The sequence below is a fragment of the Salinibacterium sp. genome, from assembly GCF_031364185.1.
Classification (GTDB): Bacteria; Actinomycetota; Actinomycetes; order Actinomycetales; family Microbacteriaceae; genus Rhodoglobus.
On the sequence record NZ_JANLVV010000350.1, the window covers coordinates 1 to 13,704 of the forward strand.

At 64.7% G+C, this 13,704-nt stretch carries 11 protein-coding genes and 1 pseudogene; 6 read left to right on the plus strand and 6 right to left on the minus strand.

Going from position 1 to position 13,704, the window contains the following annotated elements; genetic code table 11:
• The 4 genes and pseudogenes from RMN95_RS15520 to RMN95_RS15535 form a co-directional block, all read left to right on the plus strand.
• A pseudogene (locus RMN95_RS15520) lies at positions 1 to 221 on the plus strand (hypothetical protein); the annotation flags it as partial.
• 346 nt (positions 222 to 567) lie between these two features.
• Positions 568 to 2,826 (plus strand): amino acid permease, encoded by a 2,259-nt coding sequence (locus RMN95_RS15525; RefSeq protein ID WP_397545305.1) that lies wholly within the window; start codon positions 568 to 570, stop codon positions 2,824 to 2,826.
• 99 nt (positions 2,827 to 2,925) lie between these two features.
• The gene (locus tag RMN95_RS15530; RefSeq protein ID WP_309617811.1) at positions 2,926 to 3,333 is read left to right on the plus strand and encodes a CrcB family protein; all 408 of its coding nucleotides are present in this window, start codon (positions 2,926 to 2,928) and stop codon (positions 3,331 to 3,333) included.
• Positions 3,330 to 3,701, plus strand: a complete 372-nt coding sequence (locus tag RMN95_RS15535; RefSeq protein WP_309617812.1) for a CrcB family protein — start codon at positions 3,330 to 3,332, stop codon at positions 3,699 to 3,701. The genes RMN95_RS15530 and RMN95_RS15535 overlap by 4 nt, the downstream gene beginning before the upstream one ends.
• A gap of 120 nt (positions 3,702 to 3,821) precedes the next feature.
• On the opposite strand, the gene RMN95_RS15540 is transcribed toward RMN95_RS15535, so the two are convergent.
• The 4 genes from RMN95_RS15540 to RMN95_RS15555 all read right to left on the minus strand — a co-directional run bounded on the left by RMN95_RS15540 (position 3,822) and on the right by RMN95_RS15555 (position 8,361).
• Complete coding sequence (locus RMN95_RS15540) at positions 3,822 to 4,736, minus strand: carbohydrate ABC transporter permease (RefSeq protein WP_309617813.1); 915 nt, start codon at positions 4,734 to 4,736, stop codon at positions 3,822 to 3,824.
• Positions 4,733 to 5,896 carry a sugar ABC transporter permease gene (locus RMN95_RS15545; RefSeq protein WP_309617814.1) on the minus strand — a complete coding sequence of 388 codons (1,164 nt, stop codon included), beginning with the start codon at positions 5,894 to 5,896 and terminating at the stop codon, positions 4,733 to 4,735. The genes RMN95_RS15540 and RMN95_RS15545 overlap by 4 nt, the downstream gene beginning before the upstream one ends.
• Positions 5,897 to 5,986: 90 nt before the next feature.
• On the minus strand, positions 5,987 to 7,210 hold the full coding sequence (locus RMN95_RS15550; protein WP_309617815.1) for an extracellular solute-binding protein: 1,224 nt from the start codon (positions 7,208 to 7,210) through the stop codon (positions 5,987 to 5,989).
• On the minus strand, positions 7,207 to 8,361 hold the full coding sequence (locus RMN95_RS15555) for a LacI family DNA-binding transcriptional regulator (RefSeq protein WP_309617816.1): 1,155 nt from the start codon (positions 8,359 to 8,361) through the stop codon (positions 7,207 to 7,209). The genes RMN95_RS15550 and RMN95_RS15555 overlap by 4 nt, the downstream gene beginning before the upstream one ends.
• A 231-nt stretch (positions 8,362 to 8,592) precedes the next feature.
• Between RMN95_RS15555 and RMN95_RS15560 the strand changes: the two genes are divergently transcribed.
• Positions 8,593 to 10,695, plus strand: a complete 2,103-nt coding sequence (locus tag RMN95_RS15560) for a glycogen debranching N-terminal domain-containing protein (RefSeq protein WP_309617817.1) — start codon at positions 8,593 to 8,595, stop codon at positions 10,693 to 10,695.
• A gap of 388 nt (positions 10,696 to 11,083) precedes the next feature.
• Here RMN95_RS15560 and RMN95_RS15565 read toward each other — a convergent pair whose 3' ends face one another.
• Positions 11,084 to 12,193, minus strand: a complete 1,110-nt coding sequence (locus RMN95_RS15565) for an NAD(P)-binding domain-containing protein (protein WP_309617818.1) — start codon at positions 12,191 to 12,193, stop codon at positions 11,084 to 11,086.
• A gap of 171 nt (positions 12,194 to 12,364) precedes the next feature.
• On the opposite strand from RMN95_RS15565, the gene RMN95_RS15570 reads away from it, so the two are divergent.
• Positions 12,365 to 12,622 carry a DUF3073 domain-containing protein gene (locus tag RMN95_RS15570; protein ID WP_309617819.1) on the plus strand — a complete coding sequence of 86 codons (258 nt, stop codon included), beginning with the start codon at positions 12,365 to 12,367 and terminating at the stop codon, positions 12,620 to 12,622.
• 262 nt (positions 12,623 to 12,884) lie between these two features.
• Here the strand turns inward: RMN95_RS15570 and purM are convergent.
• Positions 12,885 to 13,704: phosphoribosylformylglycinamidine cyclo-ligase (gene purM / locus RMN95_RS15575; RefSeq protein ID WP_309617820.1), on the minus strand; the 820-nt coding region annotated here is incomplete at its 5' end.

Below are 13,704 nucleotides of genomic sequence, written 5' to 3' on the forward strand. Positions count from 1 at the left end.
CGGTGCTCATCGGGCCGATGGTGGGCGTGACCCTGCCTCTGCTGCGGGTGCCGGGTGGGCCCGCGGTTGCTGCCGGCACGCCCGCCACCGCCGCGCCGCGCCGCACCGTCGCCGCGCCCGCGTCACCTGCGCCGGTCCCTCAGCCTTCGGAAATTCAGGAAATGAGCTCCTCGCCGGCTCATCCCACGCCGAAAACGCCCCGTGGAGGCGTGATCTCCTGAGTTTCCGAAAGCTGCGGCGCTCCCGCCGGCAGCTCACATGCTCAGTCATTCGCGCGAGCTCGCGAGCATGCCCGGCAAGAGTTCACTGAACCGCACGGACCAATCCCCGTCGGCCCCAAGCCAGAGTGCAGTAACGGCCCTCTATCGCCGGAGGACAGGGCCACGACTGCACTCTCAGTTGCGGCGAGTGCAGCGACGCGGTAGCGCGGCCATGCGCGCCGAACTGCGCACCCATGCCGCGAACCGATCCGTCGTGTCTGCCGCGACTCAGCGGGTGTTGCGCACCGGGCCCTACGAGGCTCACCTGGCGGTAACCGAGATGCTGGTACGCCCGGCCACCACCCGGATGTTGACAGTTCCGTCGCGAGGAGTAGGGTCGATCCTCGTGACAAACGAGACACGGTCGCCCAAGAGGTGGATCATCGGGGAGCCGCTCGCCTCAGAAAAGCTCGAAGGCCAGCTGCTGCCGAAGCATCTGGCGCTGCCGATTTTCGCCAGCGATCCTCTCTCGTCTGTGGCCTACGCACCGCAGGAACTGCTGATGATCCTGCTGGTGGGCGGGCTCGCCTTCCTCTCATTTGCGCCGTGGGTTGCTGCCGCTGTCGTCATACTGATGCTGGTCGTCGTGCTTTCCTATCGACAGTTGATCAAGGCGTATCCGAGTGGCGGTGGTGACTACGAGGTTGCCTCGAAGAACCTCGGCGAGAAGGCCGGTTTGGTCGTGGCGTCTGCCCTGCTGGTCGACTATGTGCTCACGGTCGCGGTGTCTGTGGCATCCGGAGTCGACAACATCATCTCGGCGATTCCGGCTCTGAATCCGTTCCGCATCGAGATCGCCGTCGGCTTCATCATCCTGCTGGCTGCCATCAACCTTCGTGGCGTGCGCGAATCGAGCAAAGCCTTCGCCGTGCCCACCTACCTTTTCATCGGCAGCATTGCCGTGATGGTGGTCGTCGGCCTCGCCCGCACCATAGCGGGTGACCCGCCGGTGGCGGAGAGCGCCGGCTACGCGGTGCAGGCCGAGAGCCTGACGCAGGCTGGCATCATCCTGCTGTTGCTCCGCTCTTTTGCGAGTGGATGCGCCGCCATCACGGGCGTCGAGGCGATCTCGAACGGGGTTCCCGCATTCCGCAAGCCGCACGTGACGAACGCCCAAAAGACGCTCGTAGCGATGGGCGCGATCGCCGTTACCCTCTTCGTCGGCCTCATCACGCTGGCCCTCATTGCGGGAGTGCACTACGCGGAGGACGCGTGTCACCTGATTGGCTACGCCAACTGCGAAAGCGTGCCACAGCGAAGCCTTGTCGCCCAATTGGCATCGTCTACGTTCGGCAATAACAGCATCCTGTTTTTCATCATCCAGGGAGCAACGGCGGCGGTGCTGCTGCTCGCGGCGAACACCGCATTCAACGGGTTCCCCCTCCTCGGCTCTGTACTGGCGAGAGATCGCTACGCACCCAAAGCGCTCTCGACCCGCGGTGATCGCCTGATTTTCTCGAACGGTGTGCTCATTCTCGGCGTGGTGGCGGCGATCATCCTGGTCATTTATCGCGCACAGGTGACCGAGCTCATCCAGCTGTACATCATCGGGGTGTTCATTTCGTTCACGCTCGGCCAGATCGGCATGGTGAGACATTGGCTCAGGATGCTCCGCAACGGCTGCTCGGATCGTGGCGCCGTCTGGCGAAGCCTTGCGACCAACGCGCTCGGCGCATCCATGACCGCCAGCGTGCTAATTGTGGTGACCATCACCAAGTTCGCTCACGGAGCCTGGCTGGTGTACGTCATCATGCCCGTGCTGTTCACGCTGATGCTCGGAGTGAACCGCTACTACCGCGACGTTGACAGGGAGATCGAAGCAGACCCGACGACCCGGTTCGGCTCTGACGGAGACCACGCGATCGTCCTGGTAGGCCGCATGCAGAAACCCGTACTGAAGGCCCTCGATTACGCGATCGCTGCGCGGCACAATTCCATAGAAGCCGTTCATGTGTCGATCGACGAGGCCGCTACCGACCAGTTCGAGAAAGACTGGATGGCGCAGAACATCAAGATTCCGCTGAACATTCTGGAGTCGCCCTATCGTGACATCAGCGCACCGCTCATCAAATACATTAAGTACCGCCGGGAGCTGCATGGTTCTGAGGTCATCACCGTGTACACCCCGCACTACATCGTGGGTCATTGGTGGGAAAACCTGCTGCACAACCACACCGCGAGGCGCATCCGCCACAAACTTGCGCTATCGCACGGCGTCGTGATTGCGATGGTGCCGTGGCTGCTCGACTCATCGACGCTGATTTATGGCCGCCGCTCTCGGCCACTGCCGGGCCAGGATCGTCGAGGCGAGCTGCGGCGACCCGTCGCCCGCAAGCCGATGCCGCCCGCCTCGGCAGTGGTGCGACCGAAGGTTGTAGCTGGGGCCGCCAAGACGGCAGGCACCAGGGCGCCTGGGGCGAAGGCTCCCACGAAGACCGCGACAAAACCTGCGACGAATCCTGCGACGAAAACCGCGACGAACCCTGCAGCCGGGCCTGTCGCGAAAGCAAAGCCAGCCACCCCCGGCCCGACTGCGAAGAAACCGAAACCACCCGCGCCGCACTAGCGCCCACCTGCCGCACCCCGAGGTAGAGCTGCGTGCGAAGGTCGAGGGCGGACTCCGCACGCATTTCCTCCGTCACCACGATGTGTGGGATCGTGTTGCGTGCGCACCGCGAAGCTAACTGACATCGCGGCCGTCGCCGTCGGGGCCGCCCTCGGCACGGGCCTGCGGCTGGCAATCGACGCGATCATGCCGCACGCTCAGGGCGGCGTACCCGTGTCGACCCTGGTCGTGAACGTGTTCGGATCGTTCATCCTCGGGGCACTGGTGGCGCGGCTCTGGCCCGTCGCTCCATCCTGGTTGCGCGCGGGGCTCGGGGCGGGGGTGCTGGGCAGCTTCACGACGTTCTCGGCGGTGGCCGTGGCATCCATCTCGCTGGTATCAACAGGCGAATGGATGCCCGCCGCGCTGTATCTCGCAGCGACTCTCGTGCTCGCACTCACCGCGGCGTGGGCCGGGTTGCGCCTGGGCAGGCCACGGGCTCGCACACGGCCAGAGGTGGATCGATGAGCCCGGTGCTGGCGGCCGCCGTGATCGCGGCGGGGGTCTGCGGCGCGCTGCTGCGGTTCGTCGTGGTGACGGCGGCGGGCGCGCGCGGGTTTCCCTGGGCGGTCCTCATGGTGAACGTGCTCGGTTCGGCCGTTGCCGGGGTGGTGCTTGGGCTCGCGACGACGGCCGGAATGGACGCCGAACTTCGCGTGATCCTGCTCTCGGGATTCTGCGGGGGCCTGACCACCTTCAGCACCTTCAGCGTCGAGACGATCGAACTCGTTCTCGACGGGAAGGTACGACCGGCGGTGCTGAACGTCGGCCTAACCCTGGCACTCGGTGTGGGGGCCGCAGCGCTCGGCTTCGGCGCGGTATCGCTGCTCGGCTGACGGCGCCGTGACCACACGCGCCGCTTGCGGGGGCCGACCGCGCCTGTTCGGCGCGAGCGCGGCTGTGCGCACGCGCGCGCTCGCACCGAACGACCGCGCTCGACGCGGCGGGCGGCGGGGTTAGCCCTTCTCGCCACCCTCCGTGGTGTTCATCAGCCGTTTCTGGAAGATGAAGAAGATCACGACGACGGGAATCGACATCAGCACCGCGGCCGCCAGTTGCAGCGGGTACTGGTTACCCGTGCCCAGTTCTCCCGAAGTGAGGGATGCCACGCCCGTCGTCAGCGTGTTGAGATCCGGATCCTGGCGCGAGATAACGAAGTGCGAGAATTCATTCCAGGAGCCCTGGAAGCTCAGGATGAAGAGGGTGATGATCGCAGGACGCGCCATCGGCAGCACGACCGTCCAGAAGGTGCGGAAGATACCCGCCCCGTCGATCCTCGCGGCCTCCTCGACGCTGACCGGAATCGACTCGAAGAACTGCTTCATGATGAAGATGCCGCCGGCGTCGATGACCAGCGGAAGGATCATCCCACCGAAGCTGTTGTAGAGTCCCAGCTCCTTCAACACCAGGAATCGCGGAATGAGAAGCACCACCCCGGGCACCGCCATCACGGCGACAACCGCCGCGAAGACGACGTTACGTCCGCGGAACCGAAGGCGTGACAGGGCGTAGCCCGCCAGCGAGTCGAAGAACACTCGCCCGAAGGTGACGATCACGGTGATGAACGCCGAGTTGGCCGTCCACTGCAGCAGCGGAACACTGGTGAATAGCCTCTCGTAGGCCGCGGTTGTCCAGGTCGCGGGGATCAGTGACAGCGGGTCCTGGGTCGCGTCGCTGTCGGTCTTGAGGCTTCCCGCGATCGAAATCAGAAACGGATAGATATAGATGAGCGCCAGCAGAATGAGCACAAGATAGCTCAGGATCGCGGTGGCGCGGAGACGCCCAGATACCTGTCGATTGCGCCTGGCCGGTGGAGTGAGGTCGATGGGCGGGGCGGCCAGTCGGGTCGCCTGCTCTGCTGTGGTGGTCATCGTCGTTTCCCCTGTGCGGTGGTGCTGGCGGATTTCTGGGCGGCCTGTGCCGCACCCTGGGCGGCCTCCAACTGGAATTGTTTCTCACGCTTGGCGGCCCGCCGCTCGCCCGACCGGCCCAGGTCACGATCCCGAAGCACATAGCGCTGCAGCAGGGTGAACGCGACGATGATGATGAACAGGATGAACGAAATCGCGGCGCCCTCGCCCCAATTGAACCCCTTGAACGAGGTGTCGTAGGCGAGATAGGCCGGGGTGAGAAGGGTCTTTCCCGGCGCACCCTTTCCGGTGAGGTAGATCTGGTCGAAGACCTGCCAGGTGCCGATGAGCCCGAGCGTGAGCACGGTGAACAGCGTCGGCTTGAGCATCGGCAGGGTAACGGAGAAGAATTTGCGAAGCCCCCCGGCCCCATCCACCATCGCTGCTTCGTCGATCTCACCGCTGATGTTCTGCAGTGCGGCGAGGAACAGCAGCATGAAAGTGCCCGAGGTAGTAAAGATCGCGAGGATGATGAGCACGCACATGGCCACGGACGGCCCGCTCAACCATGACCACCAGTCGAGCCCCAACGGACCTGCCGCCGTCAGCGCCTCGGGTGCGCTGGTCACGCCCACGCCGGCCAGCAGGTTGTGGATGACACCACTCGGGTCTGAGAACCAGTTCGGCCCATCCGTCCCGAAGAAGCCCAGGATGGCGTTGACGGCGCCCGAGGCCGTGAACAGGAAAATGAAGATGGTGACGATGGCCACCGAACTGGTGACCGAGGGGAAGTAGAACGCGGTGCGGAAGAAGCCGCGGCCCCGCAGGATGCGCCGGTTCACCTGAACTGCCAGAAACATCGCGAGTGCGGTCTGCAGCGGCACAACCAGGATCACGTAGTAGAGGTTGTTGCGAATGGAGAGGCCGAAGTCACGCTGGGCAAGGCCCGGTTCCACCAGCACCTTCGCGTAATTGTCCCCGCCGACCAGTGCCGAGTTGCCGATCGGCGACCCGAGCCCGTTCCAGTTGCTGAAGCTGACAAACAGCGCCAGGAAGATGGGAATGACGAGAAACACGCCGATGATGAGGATGGCGGGGGCGACAAACGCCCAGCCGTAGCGGCCTTCCGCGCCGCGGATGCCCGTGCCCCGATAGCCCGTGCCGCGATAACTCTGTGCCATGGTGCTCTCCCTGGTCAGGATGGACCGAATAGTCAGGATGATCGGGCCTGCCGGAACTGACGTTCCGGCCGGCCCGACCCGCGGGGGGTGCTAGTTGCCGTTCGCTTCGTCGAGTGCAGACTGCAGATTGGTCTGCAGGGTGCCGAGGATCTTCTTCGCATCCCCTCCGACGAGCGTTTCGAGTTGCGCGTTGAAGTCGCTGATGACCGTCGCAGACCCGGCAAAGTTCACCGGGCTCACCGCATACTCGGCTCCGGCCACGAATGAGGCGTTCTCCGGGTATTTCTTCGCGTACTCGGCGGCACCGGACTTGGTGGACGGGATGACGCCGAAGGCGTCTGCCGCGGCCAGCTGCTGCTTATCAGAGGTGAGATACTCGACCAGCGACACTGAGGCATCCCTCGTATCAGAGTTGGCAGGAATGCCCCAGCAGTTGGTGAACGTGAACGTCGACGGGCCTTTCGGACCCGCGGGGAGCTCGAAGGCCGCGTAGTTCGTGTCGGGGAAGTCGCCCTTGATGCCCTTGATCCAGGGGCCCTCGATCACCATTGCCGCTTTGCCAGCACCGAGTGCTTCGCCCGACCAGCCCGCAGAGATCTCTGACGGCCACTTGAGCACGCCAGCATCGTGCAGCTTCTGGAGATATTCGAGGCCGGCAACGTTCTCATCGCTGTCCGCGGTAACTTTGTCACCGTCGACCAGCTGTCCACCGGCCTGGTTCATGAACACACCGGCGCGAGCATATTCGAGTCCGAACGAGAGACCCACCGTCGTCGGCGTGGTCAGCTTTGTGGCCGCCGCCTGCAGGCTGTCCCAATCGGTCGGGACGTCGGCATCCGTCAAGCCCGCGGCTGCCCACAGGTCGGTGTTGATGATCAGGCCGAGCGTCGAGAAATCCTTCGGCGCGCAGGTGAACGTGTCTTTATAGGTGAAGGTGTCGACCAGCGCCGGGTAGAAGTCGCCGGCATTGCCAAGGTCGGCCGCGTACGGCTCAAGGAAGTTGTTGCTGGCGTAGGTCGAAAACTGGTCCCAGCTCATGTAGAACAAGTCGGGCGCGTCATCACCGGCGAAACCCTGGCTCAGCTGCTGCGTCAGGTCACTCGCTGCGATTACTTCCACCTCGGCGTTGTTATCTGCGGCCCACGCATCGGCCGCGCTCGTCACCGCCGCGGTCTCGGCATCACCACTCGAGCCGATCAATATGGTCAGTTTCTGCGGTCCGGCGGTCGAGTCTCCGCCCGCGCTTGCGCACGCTCCCAGGCTGGCGACAACCCCTACGGTGAGCAGGGCGGCGCCCCATTTCCTGTACTTCATTGCATTTCCTCTCGATAGTGATTGCCGGCTGCAGTGCTGCCGACTTCGGTGCTTTCGATCTCGGTGCTTTCACTCTCGTCGACGGGCACCAGGTGACTCGACCGGCGGACGACAAGTTTCGGGGTGATCAGGCGGTGGCGCGTATCGGGACCGCCGGCCTCATCATCGGACCGTTCTTCTCCGTGGGGGAGCACGCGACGGCCCGTCGCGCCCATGAGCAGCTCGAGCGTTCCCGCCGCGACCTGGTCAAGTCGTTGTTCCACGCTCGACAGGCCCACGGCCTGCGCTACGGCGGTGTTGTCGAAGCCGATGACGGGGAAGGATTTGCGGCCGGCCTCGTTGACGGCCATCATCGCCCCGAGCGCAACCGAGTCGCTGACGCAGACGAGGGCATCGAGATCGTGTTCTGCCGCAAACATGGTCTCGATGAGGCGGCGAGCCTGCGGTACGCCCTCTTCGGTTCGGGTGGTGAGCAGCTCGAGCTGCGCTTCGTCCAGCCCGAAGGCTTCGACCATTGCGGTCGCCCAGCCGCGACGTCGCTCATCACCGGTTCCCGATCCCGCGGGCCAGCCGAAGTAGCCGATGCGGGTCAGCCCGCGACCGATCAGATGCCTGGTTGCTTCGTAGTGACCGGCGAAACCGTCGACGTCCACCCACAGGTGATTGCGGGCATCCATATCGGCACCCCAGGGGCGCCCGAAGCTGACAAAAGGTACGCGCTCGGCGATGAGCCAGTCGATGCGAGGGTCTGCATAGCGAGTGGCGGTCACGATGAAGGCGTCGACGTCGGCGCCGTCACGCAGGGTGCGGTACTGCTCGACCTCATCATCGAGGTCGGTTGCCGTGAACAGCATGATGCGCATGCCGCGCTCGGCGGCCTGTTCGGTGAGGGCATGAAGGTACCGGTCGAGCACCGAGCCCGAGATCCCGTTCGTCACCGGGTCAAGGCGGATGCCGATGGTCGACGACTGACGAGTGCGAAGCCGGCGCGCTGAGGCGTTCTGCCGATATCCCAGTTCGGCAATGGCGGCCTCGACACGGCCGCGGGTGGCCGGCTTGACGATCTCGGGCGAGTTCAGCACGTTAGAGACGGTTTGGCGGGAGACACTCGCGACGCGGGCGACATCCTCGACAGTGGGCAGCTGTGCCACATCGGCCTCCTTTGGCCACTCGTCGTGCGCTTATTGAACGATCAAACTCTGGGATGACCTCGTCACGCGTACTCAGTTGCGCCGCTCACTACCGAGGGGACGAGCTGATGGCACGCGGGGGCGGCATCCCAAAGTTTGATCGATCAAATACTAAGTGTTACGTTACCTCGGTAGCCGAAAAAGTCAACCGGGTTGCCACTTCGAGTTATCACACCAATTCACTGAGGAGTCGTGAGAATACTCATGGATGCCCACCTGCCGACAGAGCACACCCTCCTTCAACCCCGCTACGAGCCCGGCCAACAACCCCTTCTGCAGCCGCTACTGCACAACGAAACTGTGGTGTTGCGGGCACCAACGCAGGTCTGGTCGGCCGAGGACGGATCGCTCGGGTCTCGGCCCATCCACGGCATCTATTTCTCGGATGTTCGCATTGTCTCCGCCCAGTCGATCTTCGTCGCCGGTGCCCCGCTGGAGCATCTCATCACCGTGCCCAGAGGTGCCGACGCGGCCGCGTTCGTCTCCCTCGCCCGTCAGCTGGACGACGTGACGCCCGATCCGGGCGTGCGGGCCGAGCACCTGCGAACCGCCACCGTGACCGGCGTCACTGAGCGGCTCGAGATCATCTCGCGGCTCGACCACGAGCTTGTCGCCGAGGTGCGAATCGACTTCGTCGCCGACGCCACCAGCATGGACTTCATCAAGTCAGGCTTGAGCGCGGACTCGTCCCCGGTGGTATCGACGGGCAATGCTCCCTCCGGCGGCGCGGTGTGGTCTGGCGAAGACGTGTCGGTCGGCCTCGTGGCGCAAGGTGCGTCCGTCACCGCCGACTCGATCTCGTGGAGTGTGACCGTCCCGGCGGGCGGTTCCGCGACCGTCTCCTGGTCGTACACCGCCACCGACGAACTCGCCGTCGTGCGAGGGGCGGTGGGTCCAGCACCGTGGGTCGTGCCCGAACTGCATGCCGACGACGATCGGCTGGGGCGGTGGGCATCCCGAGCCCTCAATGATCTCGACGCCCTTCGACTGAGCCCCACCGCGCGGCCCGACCAACAATTTTTTGCCGCCGGCGCTCCGTGGTTCTTCACCCTGTTCGGGCGTGACTCGATCTGGGCCGCGCGATTCATGTTGCCCCTCGGAACCCGCATCGCCGCAGACACCCTTCGCGTTCTCGCGGGCCTGCAGGGCACCACCCCGGTCGCCGACACGGCCGAGGAGCCGGGCAAGATTATGCACGAGCTGCGGCGCGTTGCACTCGAGATTCCCGCGGAGGGCCTGCACCTGCCGCCGCTGTACTACGGCACCGTCGACTCGACCGCGCTCTGGATCTGCCTGCTGCACGACGCCTGGAGGTGGGGGATGCCCGTCGAGGAGGTGCGCGCATTGCTGCCCCACCTCGAACGCGCCCTCGAGTGGATGCGCGACTTCGGCGACTCCGACGGCGACGGCCTGCTCGAGTATGCGGACAAGACCGGTCGCGGCCTTTCGAACCAGGGCTGGAAAGACTCGGGTGACTCCGTACAGTGGCGAGACGGAACGCTGGCGACCGGCCCGATCGCCCTGGTCGAGGTACAGGCCTATGCGTACGAGGCGGCCATACACGGGGCAGACCTGCTCGACGCGTTCGGTGCGAACGGCTCCCCCTGGCGCGAATGGGCTTCGCGCCTGCGCACCGCGTTCCACGACAAGTTCTGGATCGAGGATGCCGATGGCGCACACCTTGCCATCGCCCTGGACTCCGCCAAGAATCCCGTGGACACCGTCACCAGCAATATCGGTCACGTGCTCGGCACCGGAATTCTCGACCAGCGGCAGGCCGCGCTCGTGGCCGCTCGACTCGTCGCGCCCTCGCTCAACTCGGGTTATGGCCTCCGCACCATGTCCACGGACTCCGCCGGATACTGGCCACTGAGCTACCACGGTGGGTCCGTCTGGACGCACGACACCGCGATCGCGATCGCCGGTCTGGCGCGGGAGGGGTTCCGGAACGAAGCCGACGAGCTGACTCGCGGGCTGCTCGCCGCGGCATCCGGCTTCGACTACCGGATGCCGGAATTGCACTCGGGTGACTCCGCCACCGAGTTTGCACGTCCGGTGCCCTATGCGGCGGCCTGTCGGCCACAGGCCTGGTCGGCCGCGTCCGCGATCTCGGTGCTGGCCAGCGTGCTCGGGCTCGCGCCGGATGCCCCCGATGGAACACTAGGTATAGCTCCCACAAAAGCCGTCGGTGCCATGACCGTCAACGGCCTCGTGTTCGGCGGAGTCACGGGTGGCGTGGTGATCAACTCGGCCGGGGAAGTCACGAGCGGCAGCCTGCCGTTCGTCGTCGGCTGACCACGCTGCCCGAGTTCCCCGAAGTGGGGGGGCTGCGTTCGCGTGGGCCTGAGCTCGCCCTGGTCGTTGTCGTACTCTTCACTATCGACAGCGCAGTCATCGGCGCCGTTGCCTCGGCTTCGGCTTCGGCTCTTTCATCGGTTTCGGGTTTCTAGTGTCGTGCGCTGGTAGTTCGTTGGAGAAAACGTCATCCGCTCATCGTCTGCGCTGTTTCGGGGCGACTGCGGTGTGGCGCGCGTACGCACTTGTCCCAGACGTGCGCAGAAGCCGCGGGGAAGGCGGGGCGGCGCACGCAAGACGGGCTCCGACCTATGGCGAGGGCCGCATCGGTCGCAGTGACCAAACCTCACCAGCAAATTTCAGACGCCGGGCATTTAGCCCGGTATTGCTACCCGCGACTCGCCTGCCGCTTGCTCAGGGTCGCGATCACCTGGCGGGCGATCATGCGGCCAGCGCGATTAGCGCCGATGGTGCTCGCCTGGGGTCCATAGCCCGCAAAGAACACACGCGAGTCACCGAGGGCGACTCCGGATGCTACAGACACCCCGCCGCCCTTTTCGCGAAGTTTAAGCGGAGAGAGGTGGCGAAGTTCCGGCCTGAAACCAGTCGACCAGATGATCGCATCCGCTTTGTGGAATGTCCCGTCGAGCCACCTGACGCCTTCCGGCTCAATTAAACTGAACATCGGTCGGGGTTTCAGCAGGCCGCGATCAATGCCGGCCTGGATGCGTCGCGTACGTGGAACCCCTGTGCCGCTGACAATGCTGGGCAGCGCGCGGCCGGCGCGTGCGGCCTCATCCTGCAATTTCACTGCCTCGACTCGTGCCTCAAGGTTGAGTCCACCATCTTCCAGGAAGTCGATCGGTCGCCTGCTGACCCAGATCGTCTCGGCCGCAACATTTTCCAGCTCGAGCAGGAATCCGATCGCGGACGTACCTCCCCCAACGACGACGACGCTCTGGCCTTCGAAGTCTTGCGCCGACACGTAGTCATTGGTGTGGATGTGCCTGCCGGTGAAGGAGCGCAACCCCGGATACCAGGGAATGAAGGGAGCACCCCAGGTGCCCGTGGCGTTGACCACGGTCTCGGTCGTGACCTGCTGCACGTCATCCCCATCAGCAAGAGTGACAATCAGATCGGCGTCATAGTTTTCGACAGCCGTGACATCGGCAGGCCTGACAACCTGGAAGCCGAAATGGTCTTCGTAACGCTGGTAGTAGTCCGCAACGACGTCCCTCGCGGGAGAGTGCCGATCTGCAGTCTCGAAGCTCACACCGAGCTCATCGAACCCCGGAAGATCGTTGATCTTATGAGCTGATCCGATGCGCAGGGCCTCCCAGCGAAACTGCCAGGCGCCACCGGTTGTCGGCCCGCGATCGAGGAGAACGAAATCGTTGCCGGGGTCGAGCCCGAGTCGTTTCAGGTAGTACGCAACTGACAGTCCAGCCTGTCCGGCACCAATGACCACAACGGAGGTATCGGTGTTGGCGGAGGTCACCCGACAACGTTAGTCGTCGCGGCTGAGACGGGCGAGAGCTGCGGTGATCTGGCGGAGGCCGCATGCTAAACTAAGGCCTAGTTTTCATCCATCCCTGTTCGCTCGTTCGCCGGGTTGCGCTCTTTGGTGCGCAGGCCAGTGCACCGGGACAGACGTATGAGGGGGTCTCGCATGGGACGCGGCCGTCAAAAGGCGAAGCACACGAAGGTCGCACGAGACCTCAAGTACTTTAGTCCGGACACCAACTACGGTGCCCTCGCGAAAGAACTCGGGACTCCAGGGGCTGCGGTCGACCCGAAACTCGAGGAAGACCTGGAGAAATGGCCCGAGTTCGCGGGCGCGACACCCGTGGAAGATGACGAGGACGATCCGTACATCGATCGTTACGCGACGGACCAAGACGACGAAGACGAGTCGCGGAGCGCCTAGCTCAGGCTAACCCCGTTCCTCAGGGACGGGACGGTGACCGCGCCCGGTGATCGCCCCTGCCAGTACCGCTCGACACCGCTCTTGACCGAGCGACGGGTAGTGACCGGGTCCGGATGTTGATAACTCCTGCAGATCGTGCCAGGCGACCTGAGAGATCGGCGCAATTCCGGGGCCCGACGTGCGACTCCGCGCTCGATTGCAGGAGTTATGAACATCGCGCCCTGGTCAGTGGAGCGCCGTGGGCGTGCCGCGCACCGTGGACTCAGTCGGCGAACGCGCCGATCAGGCGCACGGCGCCCCCGTTAATGCCCTTGGCGCCCTGGGCGAAGCCCGTGAGGTCGCGGACTGCGGTGTGCACCCGCCCGATCTGCCATGAGTGGATGCCGTCGGCCGTCAACGCCGCCATGATCCGGCCCGCAGACTCAGGGCTCACCACCGCGATCATGCCGATACCGAGATTCCAGGTTCCTTCGGCGCTCTCGAGGGTGGAACCCGCGAGAGCAGACAACACCCGGAATACCGGGGGCGGCGACCAGCTGGAGCGTTCGACCTGTACCCACGAGCCCACGGGAAGTACGCGTGCCAGGTTCGCCGCAATGCCACCGCCCGTGACATGGCTGAGAGCATGTACTCCCCCGCTGGGAAGCACACGAAGCAGGGCTGCGGTGTAGAGACGGGTCGGCTCCAGCAGCACCTCGCCGACGATGCCTCCGAGGTCATCTGACCGATCGGTGTACCCAATGTCGCGCGAGGCGAGGACGTGCCTCACGAGCGAGAACCCGTTGCTGTGCAGGCCCGATGACTCCATTGCGACGACCACGTCGCCATCCTGAACCAGGTGCGCACCGAGCATCGCCTCGGCTTCGACCGCGCCAACCGCGGCTCCGGCGACGTCGTAATCGTCCGGCCCGAGGAGCCCAGGATGCTCGGCCGTTTCTCCGCCGACCAGTGCCGTCCCGGTCGCCGAGCATGCCTGCGCAATGCCCGCCACGATCTCGGCGATCCTTGAGGGAACCACGCGACCGCAGGCGATGTAGTCCGTCATGAACAGTGGTGTTGCCCCCACCACGATGATGTCGTCG

Bases quoted from the DNA above. Each gene is read 5' to 3' on its own strand.
- RMN95_RS15570 (WP_309617819.1), top strand. From the start codon at position 12,365: ATGGGACGCGGCCGTCAAAAGGCGAAGCACACGAAGGTCGCACGAGAC.
- RMN95_RS15550 (WP_309617815.1), bottom strand. From the start codon at position 7,210: ATGAAGTACAGGAAATGGGGCGCCGCCCTGCTCACCGTAGGGGTTGTC.
- RMN95_RS15535 (WP_309617812.1), top strand. From the start codon at position 3,330: ATGAGCCCGGTGCTGGCGGCCGCCGTGATCGCGGCGGGGGTCTGCGGC.
- RMN95_RS15525 (WP_397545305.1), top strand. From the start codon at position 568: ATGTTGACAGTTCCGTCGCGAGGAGTAGGGTCGATCCTCGTGACAAAC.
- RMN95_RS15545 (WP_309617814.1), bottom strand. From the start codon at position 5,896: ATGGCACAGAGTTATCGCGGCACGGGCTATCGGGGCACGGGCATCCGC.
- RMN95_RS15540 (WP_309617813.1), bottom strand. From the start codon at position 4,736: ATGACCACCACAGCAGAGCAGGCGACCCGACTGGCCGCCCCGCCCATC.